Here is a 16,423-nt window from a genome sequence, read left to right as displayed (position 1 = left end):
CGAGCGGGCACAAAGTGCCAAGATGAAGTCATGCGAATGGACCATGTTTCTTACGCCAGTGAATCAGACGGATTGGCTGCCACCACGGAGCGAATCGCGACCGCCCTCGGGGTCGATGCAGTGAAGGGTGGAATCCACCCACGCTTCGGCACCCGCAATATGATCATTCCACTCACCGACCTGCATTATGTGGAAGTTGTTGAGTGCCTTAATCACCCCGCCTCGGACAAGGCGCCCTTCGGCCAGGCCGTGAAGGCGCGCTCGGCGGCCGGCGGAGGTTGGATGGGCTGGTGCGTCGCCGTTGACGACCTTGCCCCCTTCGAAGAACGCCTCGGCCGCAGCTCCGTCCCGGGCAACCGCAAGTTCCCCGACGGCCAAGAGCTGGTCTGGCAGCAGATCGGCATCAAGGGTTTGATCGCCGACCCCCAGGTGCCCTACATGCTCAGATGGGAGGGCGACCCCAAACTGCACCCTTCACAGGCACGCCCCTCGTCCGTGCGGTTGTCCCGGCTCACCATTGCCGGCAGCGCCGAGCGCGTCACCGAATGGCTCGGCGAACCTGTTGAGGCACCGCTGAACGACGTCACGGTGGAGTGGGTTTCCCCGCGCGGCACCCCCGGCATCATGAGCGTGACCTTCCAGACGGCGGCCGGCGAAGTCACCATCTAGGGCCACGACTGCAGAGTTCCCCGCCTGCAATACAAGACCCGGGAACAACCCAAGAACGACGGCGGCACCCACCCTTTGCGGGCGGGTGCCGTTTCGTGTTGCTGGCCGCTCGTCCCTCCCCGTGCCCCCTGGAATTGGCCAGATGGTCCGCAACCGGGGCTCTTCGGACACCAGCCACCATCCATACTGCAGCTCCTGCGGGTCCCGGGGTACAGCCGCCGTTCATACTGCAGCTCCTGCGGGTCCCGGGGTGCAGCCGCCGTTCATTCTGCAGCTCCTGCGGGTACCGGGGTGCAGCCGCCGTTCATACTGCAGCTCCTGCGGGTACCCGGGGCTGGCACCCGCAGGAGCTGCAGAACCAATCCCGGGGACCCTGAAGCACCCGCAGGAGCTGCAGAACAGATCCCCACAGCCCATCCAGCCGCCCAAAATACCAGTGCGGTCCAGCAAGGATGGGGTCAGCCGCCGAAACCGAGGGCCGGGCCCAGCGTGAACGCGGCAATGTCAACGAGGGCATGGGCCACCACAAGGGGTGCCACCCTGCCGTATTTTTTGTACACCCAGCCGAAAAGCAGTCCCATGAGGAAGTTCCCAATGAACGGCCCAAAACCTTGGTAGAGGTGGTAGCTGCCCCGCAACAAGGCACTCAGCACAATGGCGGCCACCGGCGCCAGGCCAATTTTTTCCAGCCGTCCCAGCAAATAGCCGTTGAGAATGATTTCCTCCAGCACCCCGGCGCGAATAGCGGAGAGCACAAGCACCGGAATAGTCCACCAGTATTGGTTCAGGGCGCTGGGAATGATCTCGGTGGTGATGCCCATGGCACGTCCCGCCGCGTACAGCCCAAGCGACGGCACGCCGATGACCACCAACAGGGCCAGCGCCCCCAGACCGTCCTTGACGGGGTGCCGCCAATCGATTCCCATGGCACGGAACACGGATTTTCCAGGCTCTGCCAGCAAGTAGAACACCAGCAGCACAGGCATCAGGGCAAAGAGGATATCAAGAATTTGATAGCTGAAATCAAAGAATTCGCGATTGTTGCGCACCACGTTCAGCGTTGAAGTGCCTTGGGAAATGGGTGCCCGGCTCATCTTGTCCAGCAGCGAAAGTATTGAATAGACTGCCGACTGCCCCAGCGAGAGCCCCAGCACCAGCAGCACCTCGATAATGAGGCGTCGGCGCGAGCGTGCTCCCCAGCCTTGCTGCCCCGAGCTTGCAAAGCCGAAGGTGGCCTGGCCGGAGGCACTGGGACCGAAGGCTGCGGAGTGGGCGGGCGCTGGATCGGCGGCGAAATCTTTCATACCGCAATCATGCCCGTCTCTCGGCGCAATGGCACAGCATCGGCCACACCTGCCACCTGTGGAGTGGTTGGGCCCACACCTGCGGGGGCGCCGCATCGAGCTTGCGAGCTGAGGGCGCAGGTGGGGGCTAGGCTCAGTGGCATGAGCGCGCCAGGAAAGATCATCATGATCCGCCACGGACAGTCTGCGGCCAACCTTGACCAGACGCTGTACAACAGGATTCCCGATTACCGCATCCCCCTGACGGGGCTCGGCAAGGCCCAAGCTGCGGCTGCAGGAGAGCAGATCAGGCGGCAACTGAACGGGCAAAAGGTCTGCGTTTACGTCTCGCCGTACCTGCGTGCCTATCAAACCCTGGAGGCGATGAATCTTGGCGATCTCGTGGACAGGACCATCGAGGAACCGCGGCTGCGCGAACAAGACTGGGCGAACTTTCAAAACCCCGTCGAAATTGCCGACCAGAAAGAACTCCGCAACGCCTACGGCCACTTTTTCTACCGATTCCGCGAGGGCGAATCGGGCTCGGATGTCTATGACAGGGTTTCCTCCTTGATGGAGACGCTGCACAGGCACTGGTCAAAACCCGACTATGCGCCCAATACGCTCCTTGTCACGCACGGGCTGACGATGCGCTTGTTTTGCATGCGCTGGTTCCACTGGTCAGTGGAGTATTTTGAATCGCTGAACAACCCCGGCAACGCGGAAATTCGGACCCTGGTCAGGGACGGTGCGCGCTACTACCTTGAGAAGAATTTTGCCCAGTGGACGCAGGCCAACCCCACCGATACCGTGCTGGATGCCCCCGACCACATTTGGTAGCTGCAGGCATTTGGCAGGTGGCCCGCGTTTGGCAACGCATACTTCACAATAGGGAACATTTCAGTGGCCTAATTGGGAATATTCTCCCTACCAAGGGTAGCCTTGCCAAAGGCCGGGGCGCACCTCGGTACTAAGCATCAACGGAACACCGGAGTACTAGGTGCTAGCAACCCTTGTCATTGGCCTGCGCGAAGGCCTGGAAGCAGCATTGATTGTCGGCATGATTGCCGCTTTCCTGCGCCGCAATGGCCACTCCCTCAAGCCCATGTGGCTCGGGGTCGGTGCGGCCGTTTTTCTCAGCGCGCTCATCGGCGTCACCTTGGAACTGGTCTCGGCAGCCCTGCCACAGCAGCAGCAGGAAGCCATGGAAACAGTGATTGGCGCGGTCGCCGTCGTCATTGTGACATTCATGATTTTGTGGATGAGCAAAAACTCACGCTCCATGAAATCCACGTTGGAAATCCACGCCGGTTCCGCGCTCAAGGGCGGTTCCGTGTTTGCGTTGGCCGGTATGGCGTTCCTTGCCGTGCTGCGCGAAGGCGTTGAAACTGCCGTCTTCATGGTCGCCGCCTTCCAGTCCTCGCTGAGCCCCCTTGCGGCCGGGATGGGCGCCGTGCTGGGCCTGGCCATTGCCTCGGGCGTTGGCTTCTTCCTGTTCCGCGGGGCGATCAAGCTGAACTTGGCCAAGTTCTTCAAGGCCACGGGCGTCTTTCTGGTGTTCGTTGCAGCAGGCTTGGTGTTGAAGTCCCTGCGCACGGCCCACGAGGCCGGCTGGCTCAATTTTGGCCAGCATGCCACGGTGCATCTGGATTGGTTGGCGCCCAATGGCAGCGCCCGAGCGGCCATCTTGACGGGCGTGTTCGGCATGCCCAACGATCCGCGCCTGGTGGAATTGCTGGGCTGGGCGCTCTACCTGGTTCCCATGCTGGCCTTTATCCTGTGGCCGCGCAGCTGGCGTCCCTCGGCAGCCGTCCTGCCACGCCGGCAGGCCTGGGCCGGGGCCGCACTGGCCGGTTCCGCGCTGCTCCTCGCGTTTGCGGCTCCGCTCGCCATCCCGGCCACACCCCTGCAGACAGGCACGACGCCGTTCGCTTCCGGCGCCGGTGCACCCGGGGGCTCGCTGCGCCTCGCCCCCGGCGAGCCGGAGACACTTCTTGTGAGAACCTCCAGCGGTGTTCAAAGCAGCCACCCGCTCACCGGCCACGGCACCGAATCCCATGCCGGGCGCACAGTGCACGTGTACACCGCCGAAGCAACGGTCTCGCCCGAAAACGAACCGGCCAAGGTTTCCACCGACCTGCTGACGGTGCTCAATGGCGGACGCATGCCCGTAGGCATCAGCACCTCCAGCAACCCCGGTCCCTTCGCCGCCGAATGGAACCACAAGGGTGAAATCACCGTGTGGGTGGCCAATGGCACCGTCATTGACGCCGTCAACACCGAAGGTGCCGCCCTGACGCTGAGCGGCGGCGGCTTGACCACCTCCCGCACCATCGTGGTGGCAGGGGACGGCGGCTGGAAAGTCCCGGCCGGGCACGTGGACGCCGTCGTGGCCGAACTGAACAGCTTTGAATCAGCCACCGCGGAAAACGTACTCTACTCGCGCTGCTTGCCTGCCGTCTTCTGCGTTGCCGCCGTACTGCTCTTCGTCGCTGCCCGGCGCAACCGGCGCCGGCTTCGGGCCTCGGCCCCTTCGCCCTAGTGTTCCACCCGGCTCTGCCCACAATCGGCGACAGCCGCTTTCCCATCCCCTAAAACTTGTCAGCCACACCATCCCAGAGGATCCCCATGCCGACTCTTTCATCCCGCACCTTCCGCTCAGCAGCTCCTGCCGTCTTGGCGGGAATGGCCGTGCTGGCCCTGTCCCTGACGGCGTGCGGAAGCGCCGCTGTTTCCGGCGGAGCCGACATCTCCAACGGCGACGCCGCTCCCGTCAGCAATGGTGCGGCGCAAATTGCCGTCAGTGTTGAAAAAGTTGAGGGGGAAGACCAGTGCGTCCCCGACTTCGCTTCCGCCCCGGCCGGTCCAGTCACCTTCAACGTCTCCAACAAGAACGCCTCGAGTGTCAGCGAAGTGGAGTTGCTCAGCGACAAGCGCATTCTCGGCGAGCGTGAAAACGTGATTCCGGGCTTGAAGGCCGTCAGCTTCACCGTCACGCTCACGGGCGGCAATTACCAGCTGTACTGCCCCGGCGCCACAACCGAATACAAGCCTTTCACCGTCACCGGTGCTGCTGCGGACTCCGCGAGCAATGGAATCGGAGACCTGCTCAAGGAGGGCACCGACGGCTACGCCAACTACGTTTCGGGCCAAGTGGATTCCCTCGTGGTGGCCGTCGCGGCCCTGCGAAAGGCCGTCGATTCCGGCGATGTGCCAGCCAGCCAGCGGGCCTACGCCGACGCCCGTTCGTTCTTTGAGCGCATCGAACCGGTCGCTGAAAGCTTCCCCGACCTTGACCCCGCCCTTGACTTGCGCGTGGCCGACGTCGAGCCCGGAAGCAAGTGGACAGGCTTCCACCCCTTGGAAAGGGACTTGTTTGAGGCGAAGGCCATCACGGCGGGGTCCAAGGCCCTTGCTGCCGGCATTGTGAAGAATGTGGGCACCCTCAAAACGCTCAGCGCCGAGTTGGAAAGCGACGCCGCCTACCAGCCGGAGGAACTGGCCAACGGTGCCAGCGGCCTGCTGGAAGAGGTGCAGTCCTCCAAGATCACAGGTGAGGAAGAGGCCTATTCCAAGCTTGACCTGTTGGACTTTGCCGCCAACATCGAAGGGTCGCAACAAGCCTTCGAATACCTCAAGCCTGCCTTGGTGGAAATCGATGCCACCTTGACGCAGCAGATTTCTTCCAAGTTTGACACCGTCAACGCGGCCCTTGAAGGCTACAAGGACCCGGCCGCCTTGGGCGGCTACAAGGCCTACACGGATGAGTTGAAGGCCACTGATGCAGCCAAGCTCACAGCCCTCATCCAGTCGCTGCAGGCACCGCTGGCCAGGATCGCTGAAAAGGTGGCAACAGTCTAAATGGCAACATCCCCCGACCCACTGCCCGACGTTTCGCGCCGGAAGTTCTTTAGCCGATCCGCAGCCGTCGCAGGCGCCGGCGGGCTGGCACTCGGTGCTGCCGGAGCTGCCGCCGTCGCGGCCACGGCGGCAGCGGCGCCCCTGAGCGACGTTGAACTCATGGCGGAAAGGGGCCACCTGAGCTACCCCTTCTACGGGGAACATCAAAGCGGAATTGAGACTCCCCCGCAGGACCACCTCGTCTTCACCGCCTTTGAAGTCACCGCCACCACTGCCACCGAATTGCAGCTGTTGCTGGCAAAGTGGTCGGCCGCCATGGCCGAATTGACCGCAGGGAATCCTGTGGGCAAGGTGGAGCCGTCGCGCGAACACGGCATTCCCGTGGACACGGGGGAAGCGACGGACATGGGGCCGCAAGGGCTGACGCTGACGCTCGGCTTCGGGCCTTCCCTGTTCGATTCCCGCTTCGGTTTGGAAAAGTTCAAGCCGGTGGACTTTGCCGATCTACCGGCGATGGCCGGGGAGTCGTTGAACCCGGCCTTCACCGGCGGGGACTTGTGCATTCAGGCGTGCTCGAACGACCCCCAGGTGGCCTATCACGCCGTGCGCAACCTGGCCCGCATCGCCCGGGCGTCCGTCACCACCAAATGGACTGTCCTGGGTTTTGGGCGCGCCTCGGCCGGGGCCAACCAGACCACGCCACGGAACCTCATGGGCTTCAAGGACGGCACCCGCAATGTCCTTGGCGGGGACGAGCTGGCTGAGCATGTGTGGGTTGGGGATGAAGCCGGGCAGGCGTGGATGGCGGGCGGCAGCTATCTGGTGGCCCGCAAAATCCACATGCTCATTGAAACCTGGGATGAAGACACCATTGGCGACCAGCACAGCATCTTTGGGCGCACCAAGAAGGAGGGCGCTCCCCTGTCGGGGGAAAAGGAGCACGACACGCCGGACTTCCACGCGGTGGCTGACGGGGCTCCCGTCATTCCCGCTGATTCGCACATTGCCCTGGTCGCCCACGAAAACAACGGTGGCACAAAGATCCTGCGCCGCGGCTACAACTTCACCGACGGCCTTGACTCGGTGGGGCGCCTGGACGCCGGGCTGTTCTTCCTCAGCTTCCAAAAGAATCCTGAACATTTTGTGGCGCTGCAACGCAAATTGGGGGCCTCGGACAGGCTCAATGAGTACATTCGCCACGTGGGATCGGGCGTCTTCGCAGTCCCCGGCGGACTGCCGGCCGCAGGAAGCTATTACGGCAAGGAATTCTTCGACTAAGGCAAGTCTGCGGACGTTGCAGGGGAACGAGGATTTGCCATCCATCATCAAATTGCGCAAGGCTGGGGCCATGACTAATGATGAAGGAAAACTCACCGTACACCGAGAGTTCGACGCCCCGGCGAAGGAGATCTTCGAGGTTTTGAGCAATCCCGCGAACCATGCAGCAATGGATGGGTCCGGCATGGTGCAGTCGGACGAGAAGACGGACAGGATCACGGCTGTGGGCCAGGTCTTTACCATGAACATGCATTTGGAAAAACTCGGCGGGGACTACCAAACTGACAACCATGTGGTGGGATACGACGTCAACAAACTGCTGGCTTGGAAGACGGCGGATGCAGGTCAGGAGCCTGCTGGCTGGCAATGGGTGTGGGAGCTGGAGGCGCTGACACCGGAATCAACGAAGGTTTCGCTCACCTACGATTGGAGCCACGTCACCGACAAGGACGTGCTGCGGCGCATTTCCTTCCCCCTCGTGGAGGCACACCAACTCGATGAGTCGCTGGCGAGCTTGGCCGCCATGGTGGCGGGACCGCACCACACGAACTAGCACCGGTACTCCGGCGGATGAAACGGATGACCGTTCCACACCGCCGGACATCGGGGCAGCGGTTGGGCAGCGCTAGTCTGCGGGAAGACCGTGTTCACGTGCTGCTTGTGCCAGCTTGGCTGAGCCGAAGTTCGAATAGTCCGCTGCCCCTGGTTTTCCCCAGATGACAAGTACTTTTAGTGGTCCGTCGCCTGTGTTGCGCAAATCATGGCTCGTGCCAGCACGGGCCAGCACAGAATCTCCCGTGGTTATGTCAAAAGTTTCCTCATCGACGCGCATACGCCCGGCACCGTCGAGGACGATGTAGATTTCCTCCAGCGGGAGGTCGTTCTCCGTATGGGCATGCATGCCTTCGAATCCACCCGGCGGGAGTTCCCAGGTTTGCACCGCGACCGGTAGTTCCGATTGGCCATAGAAATGCCATTGGACGCGAACAGGTGAGCCCTCATGCAGCGCATAGTCAAAGTCGTGGTCGCCGGATCGTTCAAGCATCGTTGCTCCTTGGCTCGTTCATTGCGGGTTTTCAACAGCCGGAGGCACGACCTGCAGATCGTGGCCTCCGGCTGTTGACGGGACTACTGTCCGTTTAGGATACCGGTCCCACAGCCGCTGCCACCACATCCATTTCAATGCGCTTGGTTCCGCGGAACCGCGACACCTCAACGGTGGTGCGAGGCGGAAGCGTCACCTCGCTCAGGCGATTCAAGTAGGCAGCGTTGAATTCATCGAATTCATCGAAGTTGGCCAGAAACACCGTGACCTTCAAGATGGTGGACAGGTCCGCGCCGGCATCGGCAAGAACCGTCTCCAAGTTGTCGAACACCGTGTCCACTTGGTCGCGCAAGGCGTCCGGGGTCGTTCCGTCGGCCTGGGTGGGCACCTGGCCGCAAGCGAACACGATGCCGCCAAAGGTTGCAGTCGCGGTGTAGGGGCGCGGCTTGCCGTCTTGGTGCCAGCGGCGCTGGATCCCGCTCATGCTTCGGGTACCAGGTAGCCGGCGGCGATGGCGCGCAGTTCAGACCAGATGGCGGCGTCGACATGGATCCCGCCGTGGGCCAGCTCCAGCCGCCGCGCGGTCCTCTCAGCCTCGGTGCTCAGGGCGAACTCCCCTGGTGGCGGTTCGTCCGCGGTGTAGAAGCGCGAGGTGTCCGGATCTTCCGGTGCGGTGTGCGGTGCGCCTTGGCCGGCAGCACTGAACCCGGTGCCCAAGTCACCGGCCGGTGTGGCGAAGGTGGTGCGGTTGTCTGCACCTGGGCTGCGGTGCACCACTGTATGCCCGGAACTGATGGCTGCATTGAGCAGCGCCTCGTCAAGCAGGTGCGTGTCGTGGCTCAGTGTGCTGCACAGCACCTCGCTGCCTACACCGGTGCTGGCCACATCCACGAGCAGCACTCCATGCACCAGCGCATGGCAGTGTGCAGCGGGATCCACCCGGTAGCTCTTGCCCGTCGGGGTGTCGACGCGGATGTAGGGGAAGGCACCGAGCAGCCAGGTCCCTTCTTCAAGCCAGGTTGCCAGAGAAGCGATTCCGGTGCCGTGGTGGATCTCAGCGAAAAGCACTTGGCGGGCCGCGGCCTGGGCCTCGGCATTGGAGGCCCCCTTGGTCATCACGGCCCGGTAGGCGATCTCGCGCACTTCGCGCATGGCCAGCCTGGCCATGGGCATCGAATCAGCTGTTTGCATAGTTGCAACTTTCTGCGTGATGACTGACATTAGATTTTCCTTCCCGTGAAAACGTCGTCGAAGAGGTTCAGCCAGTTCTCGCCGAGAACCCCGCGGATGGCTTGTTCATCAAGCCCGGCCTTGTCCAGGCCGTCGGTGAGCCGAGGGAAGTCCTCGGGGCCCACGAACCACTCAGGCCACTCAGGCCAGGTGGCCTTGGTCTCGCCCTCGGGCTGCCAGCGGCCGTTGCGCAGCCAGCCGACGAACTCGTCGTCCCAGTTGCGTGTGCAGTCACTGCCCAGTCCCACGCGGCCCGGTCCCAGCTCATTGACCAGGCGGGCAACCATCTGACAGAAGTCCTTCAGGACGGCTTCCTTGCCGCCGATGACCAGCGGGTAGAGGCAGCAGCCGAGCACTCCGCCGGCCCCGGTCACCGCGCGGATGACCTCGTCAGGCTTGTTGCGCGGGTTCTCGACGAACCAGGTGGGGTTCGAGTGGGTGATGGCAATCGGGGCCACCGAGGCCTCCACGGCATCCAGCGAGGTCTTGTTGCCCACGTGGGAGAGGTCGATGAGCATGCCTACACGGTTCATTTCCGCGACAATGGTGTGCCCGAACCGGGTCAGCCCCGAGTCCTTGGGTTCATAGCAGGCCCCGCCGACAAGGTTCTGGATGTTGTAGGTCAGTTGGGCGATCTTCACGCCGAGCCTGTGGAAGACCTCGACCATGCGGAAGTCGTCGCCGAAGGAGCTGGTGTTCTGGAAGCCCAGCAGCACCGCAATCCGGTTGTCGATTTTCGCTTGGCGGATCTCGTCGCTGGTGGTGGCCAGGGCGACCAAGTCCGGGTTCGCCGCGGCCAGCTGGTACCAGTCGCCGATGGCCTTGAGTGTGTCGGCCGGGCCTTCCCAGACGGCGCAGGTCGCATTGACCCCGCTGATTCCCCCGGCCCGCAGCTCCTCGAGGGTCTTGCGGTCCCAGTTGCTGATCTGCAGGCCGTCGACGATGGTCGTGGCGGCGTGTAGATCCACCGCCCTGGCGTCCAAGGGTGCCTCAAGGGTGAGTGAGGTGCGTGGTTCAGTCATTGCTGTTTTCCTCCTGTGGCCGGCGGGTAAACATCCATCCATCATCGGCGGTGCCGTTGGCCAGATCGGCAATGCGCGGGGCACCGGCCATCAGGGTCACTCGAAGCCAGTCGGTGGATTGCGGGGTGTAGTTTTCCATGCCGTAGAGGGCCAGCTGGAAGCGCTGGACATTCAGCGGCAGGAACTCGGATCCCAAGAGGTTGTCACGCACCTCGCCGTAGGGAAGCGCTCCGATGTTCTGCACGCGTCCCACGGTGGCGCGGTGCCTCGGGTGGGTGAGCAGGAACTCCCCGACGTCCATTGATGGGTCAGCCTCGGCAAGCTCTGCACGCAGGGCAGCCACGGCGCGGGCGATGTCCACCGGATGCTGGACGGCCTCTCCCAGATCGGCGCCCTGCAGGGCCCGGCGTGGTTCCTCGTTGTTGATCGAGGAGAACCAGAAGTGCTTCTGCGAACCGGGGCTGGCGAAGTCGAAGGCACCGATCCACGAGTACGAGGCATCGATGTTGGCCGCCAGGGCGGCGCAGCTGATTCCCGCAGTGACACGGCGAGACTCGTCGCAACGCAGCCCGGACTCGACGACTTCGTCGAGGTCTTCGGTCAGTTCGGTCAGGATCGTGGCGACCATGCCGCGTGCTGCCGGGCCCTGGACCGCGGCGGCGTTGTGCAGCTCGCGCCAGATGTGCGAAGTTTCATACCCGGCGAAGATCCCGGTCTCGGTCCATTCGCGCAGCTGGTCCACCAGCACCACCAGTTGGGCCGAAAGCTCCGGGCCGGAGGTGAAGGGCGCGGTGATGATGTCGTCCTGCTCGGCCAGATAGGCGATGGCCTGGTCCATGAGATCGGTAATCCGTGGAACGGAAGCGTCGGCGGGCCCCACCCAGCGGGCGGTGACCGCCGCCAGCGGGATCTCCCGGGCCATGGCCCACGAGTTGATCACTTCCGGGTGGTTGATGGCGTAGGGCACCATGCCCAGGCCGGTGGCATTGCCCATGCCCAGATAGCGGCGCCAGGGGTCTTGGAGCCTCGCGGCTTCCGGGTTGCGGGATGAGGCGACCTTCTCGACCATGTCGTAGCTCAGCTCGCGCAGTAGCCACGCGGTTAACATATGTGCGCGAAACGGGGCGGCCAGCGGGTGGCCGTCCTCCAGCGACTCGTAGTCGGCCAGTCCGCACTTGCCGTTGGAGTAGAACGCGGTGGAGCGAATCAGGTACGGTGATCCGCCAAACTTCCCTGTCTCAGGCTGCAGGCCGTGCGCCAGGCGGTCCGCGACGTAGTCGAAGAAGCGCTCGCTGCGGTTCGCGCGGGTCCAGATGATGGACCCGGTTTCCGCACGGCCATTTTCCTGCAATGGCACGTCGGCGGCCAGGCGCTCAAGCTTGTCGGAGTCCACCGGGCCCTCAACCAGGGCGGCAGTGAGGTCCCAGCCCTTGGCGATGACGCGGTCGGTGCGGTCCTCTTCCTTCAATCGCTGGGAGAACGCGACGAAGCTGAAGTGCAGGGATTCGGCGTGGATCTCATAGATTGCCGAGCCGCAGCCGCCCTCATCGATGTCAAAGGCGGTGCGCTGGATCTGCCATCCGTTGTTCACCGCGCGGCGCATCATGGTGCGCATGAAGCTGTGCCGGGTGGCACGGGCGCCCCCCATGTCCAGCGGGTCCATCACGGTGTTCGATGGCCGCAGGTGGCCTTCGTGCGTGCCTTCGCTGAGGGCCTGCGCACTCACTTGGCACGTCCGGCGGGTACGGTGCGGATGTAGGCCGTCTTGGTTTCGGTGTAGAAGTCGGCGCAGGAATTGGCGTTCTGCTCGCGCGGGGCCGGGAAGGAGGAATCGCTCAGGCCGCCGAACGGTGCGTGCACCTCGGAACCGGTGGAGGGTCCGTTGACCTTGATCAGCCCGGCCACGACCTCGTCGAGGCACCGGCGAATCGTGTGCTCATCGGAGGTGAACACCGAGGCGGTCAGACCGAAGTCGGTGGCGTTCGCCAGGGCAATGGCCTCGTCCAGGTTCTCGGCACGCATCAGGGTCACCACGGGTCCGAAGACCTCTTCATGAGTGATCGTCAGGGAATCGTTGCCGCCCAAAAGGGTGGCGGAAACGTAGTGGCCGGCGGAGTCGGATGGCTTGGAACCCTGGGCCAGCACGGTCGCGCCTTCGGAATTGGCCGTGGCCAGGGCTTCTTCGACGTCGCGGGCGGCGCGGGCGGAGATGACCGGACCCATGTACGAACCGGCAGCGGTGCCCGGGCCGGAGACCAAGGCATTGACCTTGGGGACCAGGGCAGCAGCGAGGGCATCGTGCACGTCGCCCACAGCAATGATGCGGCGGGTGGCGGTGCACTTCTGCCCCGTGCTGGACATGGCCGCTGCAACGATGAACGCTGCGGCGTTTTCCACGTCGGCGTCTGGCATGACGATGGCTGCGTTGTGTCCGCCGAGTTCCATCTGCAGCTTCGCCCCCCGCAGCACCACGCGTTCGCGGATCTGCCGGCCCACGGGGACCGATCCGGTGAAGGTGACCGCGGCGATGTCCGGGTGCTCGACCAGGGCGGAGCCCAGCGAGCCGGGGCCCAGCAACAGGTTCAGCACGCCCGCCGGTACACCGGCGTCAATGAGCAGCTGGGCGAAGGCGACGGAAACGGCCGGGGTGTCGCTGGCTGACTTCCAGACCACAGTGTTGCCCCAGAGCAGGGCCGGGGCGATTTTCCAGGCCGGGATCTGCAGCGGGAAATTCCACGGGGTGATGACGCCGACGACGCCGACCGGGCGGCGGATGGTGCGCACCAGCTCGTCGCCGTTGCCCGACGGGAAGGTGGTGCCGGTGGCGCTGCGCGCCGAACCTGCCTGGTAATACAGGGTCTCCACGGTGGCCCCGACCTCGCCGCGGGAGTCCGTCAGGGTCTTGCCCTGTTCGCGGGTCATCAGTACGGCGATGTCCTCGGCGCGTTCTTCAAGTAGTTGTGCCGCCCGGCGCAGCACGCGTCCGCGGCCGATGAGGCCTACCTTGTCCCAGTCGGCCAGTGCGGCGCGGCCGGCGGCGATGGCCGCTTCCAATGTTTCCGCTGTGGCCGTGGCGTAACGGGCCACGACTTCCTGCGGATCTGCCGGGTTGGAGCTTTGGGCTTCGTCTCCCGTTGCGCTGTCCCACTGCCCGTTGATGAGCTGCTGGAGTTCCAGAGTGTCGGTGATCGTGGTGCTTGCCATGAGATTTCCTGCCTTCTTGCTGCTGTGCATCTTGCCGCTGTGTTCTGACTATGTGATCCAGACTACGTCGATTGGTGATCACAGAGAAGTATCTATTGCCTATCGACTAATAAGCAGACACACTTAGTCTTTATGGAACTTAGACAACTTCGCTACTTCATTGCCGTGGCAGAGGAAATGCACTTCAACCGGGCCGCTGAACGGCTGCACATCGCCCAGCCAGCGCTAAGCCAACAGATCCAGCGGCTGGAACGCAATCTGAAGACCCAACTCTTTATTCGCACCACCAGATCGGTGGAGATCACCGACACCGGCCGGGTGCTGCTCGAGGCGGCCCGCCGGGTGGTCGCCGAAGCGGAGCGTGCGCAAAGCCAGGTGGAATTGGCAACTCTAGGCAACACGGGGCTGTTGCGGGTCGGCTTTGTCAGCTCGGCGGCGCTGTCGCTGCTGCCGGGCATGGTCAACCACATGCACGAACGCCTCCCCCAGGTCCACTTCCAGCTTCAGGAGAACACCACAGAGCGGCAGATCCAGGCAGTGTTGGACGGAACCCTGGACGTGGGGATCGTCCGGGAAATCGAGCCGATCGATGGCATCCGCATCACCGCATTGAAACCCGAGGCGCTGGTGGTCGCGGTACCCGAATCCCATGCGCTGGCCGGGCGCCCCAGCGTCTCCTTGTCCGAGCTTGCAGGGGAAGAGTTTGTGGTGTTCCCGCGGAACCAGGTTTCACGGCTCTACGACCTGATTGCGGCATTGTGCATCCAAGCCGGGTTCCACATCAAGATCGCCCAGGAGGCCATTCAGTTCCCCACCATTTTGGGACTCGTGGCCGCTCGGACAGGGATCGCCATTGTCCCCGAGTCGCTGCGCGCCCTGCAGATTCACGGGCTGGCCTATCTGGAATTGAGCGACGCGGCCGCATATTCACAGGTATCGCTGATCTGCGCTGAGGCCCGGCGGGATTCCGCGCTGGTGAAACGCTTCCTGGAAGCCGTCGATATCCAGGCTCCACCCCCGTCTTCCCGGGAGTCAACCAGCTGACGGAGTCAATCGCTGACGCTGCTCTTCTCCGGAATCTTTGCCCCGACAACGCCCTGCTCCAAGGCCATGCGCCGGACGAACACCGGAGCCGCGAAGACCGATGGCAGGATGATGAGTCCGACGGGAACCGCGGTGATGACGATGAAGGACTGCAGCGCGTTGATCCCGCCGTCGCCGATGGAAATCAGCACCGCAGCGGCCACACCCATGGCCACTGCCCATAGTGCGCGCAACTTGGTGGACGGCTCGTCGGTGACGGTGCAGGACTGGGCCACACTGTAGGACATCGAGTCGGCGGTGGTGGCCACGAACATCACCGTCAGCAGCAGGAAGCCTCCGCCGATCAGCCCGGAGAACGGGAGTTGCTCGGCGATGGTCATCACCACGGCGGGCAGCCCTTCGCTGGCCAACGGGCCGGAAATGGATCCGGGGTTGTTCTGCTCGAACATGATGCCCGTGCCACCGAGCACGGTGAACCAGAAGCAGGTCACGATCGGGGGCATCACCGTGGAGAAGAGGATCAGCTCGCGGACCGTGCGGCCACGGGAAATGGTGGCCACGAAGATCGCCATCAGCGGTGCATAGCCCAGGAACCAGGCGAAGAAGAAAATGGTCCAGCCGGCAACCCATCCCTGATCGCCCTGGTAGAGCGAGGTCGGGAAGAAGTTCTGCAGGTAGACACCCATGCCGCCGAGAAAGGCCTTGAAGATGTAGGCGGCTGATCCCAGAATCAGCACGGCAGCCATGAGGCCCAGGGCCAACCAAACATTGAGCCGGCTCATGATCTGGATGCCCTTGCTCAGACCCGAGGACACCGAGAGCGCGGCAACTCCGGTGAGCACCGCAATGATGACCAGCTGCATGGGGTAGTTGTCGGGGGTCCCAAAGAGCGCCGACATGCCATAGGAGACCTGCAGGCCCAGGAAGCCAATGGGGCCGACGGTCCCGGCCATCACGGCCAGGATGCTGACCACGTCGGCCACGGTGCCGATCCAGCTGGTCAGCACCCTGCGGCCCATGACGGGGTAAAGGAGGGAGCGCGGACGCAGCGGCATTCCCTTGGACACGGCGTACGTCATCACGATGGCGCCCAGCGAGCCCAGGATGGCCCAAGCCAGGAATCCCCAGTGCACGAAGCTCTGCCCGAGCGCCTGGTTTGCGGCGACTGTCGGGTCCGAGGCGGTCTCACCGAAGAACGGCGGAGTGGAGACGTAGTGCGAGATCGGCTCGGCGGCGGCCCAAAAAACGCCGCCACCGGCCAGCAGTGTGCACATGATCATGGCCACCCACTTGAACCGGCCGTACTCGGGCTTCACAGGTCCGCCCAGGCGAGCCTTGGCATAGGGGGTCAATGCCAATGCGACGGCAACCAGGAAGGTGGCCAGCAGCAACACTTCCCAGTAGAGCCCCAGCCATCGGGCTGCCCAGGTGAAGCCGCTGTCGATGGCCGCGGAGGACTGCTTGGGAAAGATCAGACTGGCCAGCACGAAGGCGGCCAGGATGCCCAGGCTAATGCCGGTGACCTTGCGATCCAGCACGGGCTTTGGGGCTCCAGCCAGGGCACTATTGAGGTTATCCTTGGACATTGGCGCTTCAGCCTCTTCGGTCTTGGGTGTACGAATTCTGGTTCTCATCGTGGGTCAACGGCTTTCCGTATGGCGGGATCAAGCGTCTTGCGTATTCATGAGACTAGCGTCACATCATTTACCGAGTCCAAGACTAAAATCAACTACATTGATAGCCGCTATCTATAAGTTGGTGCGTGGCGCGCATCTCCATGCTTGCCC

At 63.4% G+C, this 16,423-nt stretch carries 15 protein-coding genes; 7 read left to right on the top strand and 8 right to left on the bottom strand.

Features of this window, described 5'->3' with window-relative positions:
- The first annotated feature begins 30 nt into the window (after nucleotides 1–30).
- A complete protein-coding gene (locus tag QMG25_RS13395; RefSeq protein WP_283461006.1) occupies nucleotides 31–669 on the top strand; it encodes a VOC family protein in 639 nt (212 codons plus the stop codon).
- 458 nt (nucleotides 670–1,127) lie between these two features.
- Here QMG25_RS13395 and QMG25_RS13390 read toward each other — a convergent pair whose 3' ends face one another.
- Nucleotides 1,128–1,973 carry a CPBP family intramembrane glutamic endopeptidase gene (locus QMG25_RS13390; protein WP_283461004.1) on the bottom strand — a complete coding sequence of 282 codons (846 nt, stop codon included), beginning with the start codon at nucleotides 1,971–1,973 and terminating at the stop codon, nucleotides 1,128–1,130.
- Nucleotides 1,974–2,114: 141 nt separating this feature from the next.
- Here QMG25_RS13390 and QMG25_RS13385 point away from each other — a divergent pair, with 141 nt between their 5' ends.
- From QMG25_RS13385 to QMG25_RS13365, 5 genes are all read left to right on the top strand, one after another.
- Entirely contained in the window at nucleotides 2,115–2,792 is a 678-nt protein-coding gene (locus QMG25_RS13385; RefSeq protein ID WP_283461002.1) for a phosphoglycerate mutase family protein, read from the top strand.
- A gap of 160 nt (nucleotides 2,793–2,952) precedes the next feature.
- Nucleotides 2,953–4,494: an iron uptake transporter permease EfeU gene (gene efeU / locus QMG25_RS13380; RefSeq protein ID WP_283461001.1), complete on the top strand. Its 1,542-nt coding sequence runs from the start codon at nucleotides 2,953–2,955 to the stop codon at nucleotides 4,492–4,494.
- Between the two features lie 86 nt (nucleotides 4,495–4,580).
- Entirely contained in the window at nucleotides 4,581–5,813 is a 1,233-nt protein-coding gene (gene efeO, locus QMG25_RS13375) for an iron uptake system protein EfeO (RefSeq protein WP_283460998.1), read from the top strand.
- Nucleotides 5,814–7,091, top strand: coding sequence for an iron uptake transporter deferrochelatase/peroxidase subunit (efeB, locus tag QMG25_RS13370; RefSeq protein ID WP_283460996.1), 1,278 nt, complete (start codon nucleotides 5,814–5,816; stop codon nucleotides 7,089–7,091). It begins immediately after the preceding gene.
- Nucleotides 7,092–7,161: 70 nt separating this feature from the next.
- Nucleotides 7,162–7,644, top strand: a complete 483-nt coding sequence (locus QMG25_RS13365) for an SRPBCC family protein (protein ID WP_283460995.1) — start codon at nucleotides 7,162–7,164, stop codon at nucleotides 7,642–7,644.
- Between the two features lie 72 nt (nucleotides 7,645–7,716).
- On the opposite strand, the gene QMG25_RS13360 is transcribed toward QMG25_RS13365, so the two are convergent.
- The 6 genes from QMG25_RS13360 to QMG25_RS13335 form a co-directional block, all read right to left on the bottom strand.
- Nucleotides 7,717–8,136, bottom strand: a complete 420-nt coding sequence (locus QMG25_RS13360; protein WP_283460992.1) for a cupin domain-containing protein — start codon at nucleotides 8,134–8,136, stop codon at nucleotides 7,717–7,719.
- 94 nt (nucleotides 8,137–8,230) lie between these two features.
- Nucleotides 8,231–8,620, bottom strand: coding sequence for a RidA family protein (locus QMG25_RS13355; RefSeq protein ID WP_283460990.1), 390 nt, complete (start codon nucleotides 8,618–8,620; stop codon nucleotides 8,231–8,233).
- A complete protein-coding gene (locus tag QMG25_RS13350; protein WP_283460988.1) occupies nucleotides 8,617–9,357 on the bottom strand; it encodes a hypothetical protein in 741 nt (246 codons plus the stop codon). The genes QMG25_RS13355 and QMG25_RS13350 overlap by 4 nt, the downstream gene beginning before the upstream one ends.
- A complete protein-coding gene (locus tag QMG25_RS13345; RefSeq protein ID WP_283460986.1) occupies nucleotides 9,357–10,388 on the bottom strand; it encodes a membrane dipeptidase in 1,032 nt (343 codons plus the stop codon). Before QMG25_RS13345 ends, QMG25_RS13350 begins: the two co-directional genes overlap by 1 nt.
- Nucleotides 10,381–12,114: a hypothetical protein gene (locus QMG25_RS13340; protein WP_283460984.1), complete on the bottom strand. Its 1,734-nt coding sequence runs from the start codon at nucleotides 12,112–12,114 to the stop codon at nucleotides 10,381–10,383. The genes QMG25_RS13345 and QMG25_RS13340 overlap by 8 nt, the downstream gene beginning before the upstream one ends.
- Nucleotides 12,111–13,592: an aldehyde dehydrogenase family protein gene (locus QMG25_RS13335; protein ID WP_283460982.1), complete on the bottom strand. Its 1,482-nt coding sequence runs from the start codon at nucleotides 13,590–13,592 to the stop codon at nucleotides 12,111–12,113. The genes QMG25_RS13340 and QMG25_RS13335 overlap by 4 nt, the downstream gene beginning before the upstream one ends.
- A gap of 132 nt (nucleotides 13,593–13,724) precedes the next feature.
- Between QMG25_RS13335 and QMG25_RS13330 the strand changes: the two genes are divergently transcribed.
- The gene (locus QMG25_RS13330; RefSeq protein WP_283460980.1) at nucleotides 13,725–14,636 is read left to right on the top strand and encodes a LysR family transcriptional regulator; all 912 of its coding nucleotides are present in this window, start codon (nucleotides 13,725–13,727) and stop codon (nucleotides 14,634–14,636) included.
- A 5-nt stretch (nucleotides 14,637–14,641) separates the two neighbouring features.
- Here the strand turns inward: QMG25_RS13330 and QMG25_RS13325 are convergent, their stop codons facing one another.
- Nucleotides 14,642–16,222, bottom strand: coding sequence for a BCCT family transporter (locus QMG25_RS13325; RefSeq protein ID WP_283460978.1), 1,581 nt, complete (start codon nucleotides 16,220–16,222; stop codon nucleotides 14,642–14,644).
- Between the last annotated feature and the right edge of the window lie 201 nt (nucleotides 16,223–16,423).

Origin of the sequence: Arthrobacter sp. H35-D1 (genome assembly GCF_030063185.1) — a bacterium.
Lineage (GTDB): Bacteria > Actinomycetota > Actinomycetes > Actinomycetales > Micrococcaceae > Specibacter.
Note: the sequence above shows the minus strand (reverse complement) of the source record. Positions and strands in the feature narration are given on the sequence as shown.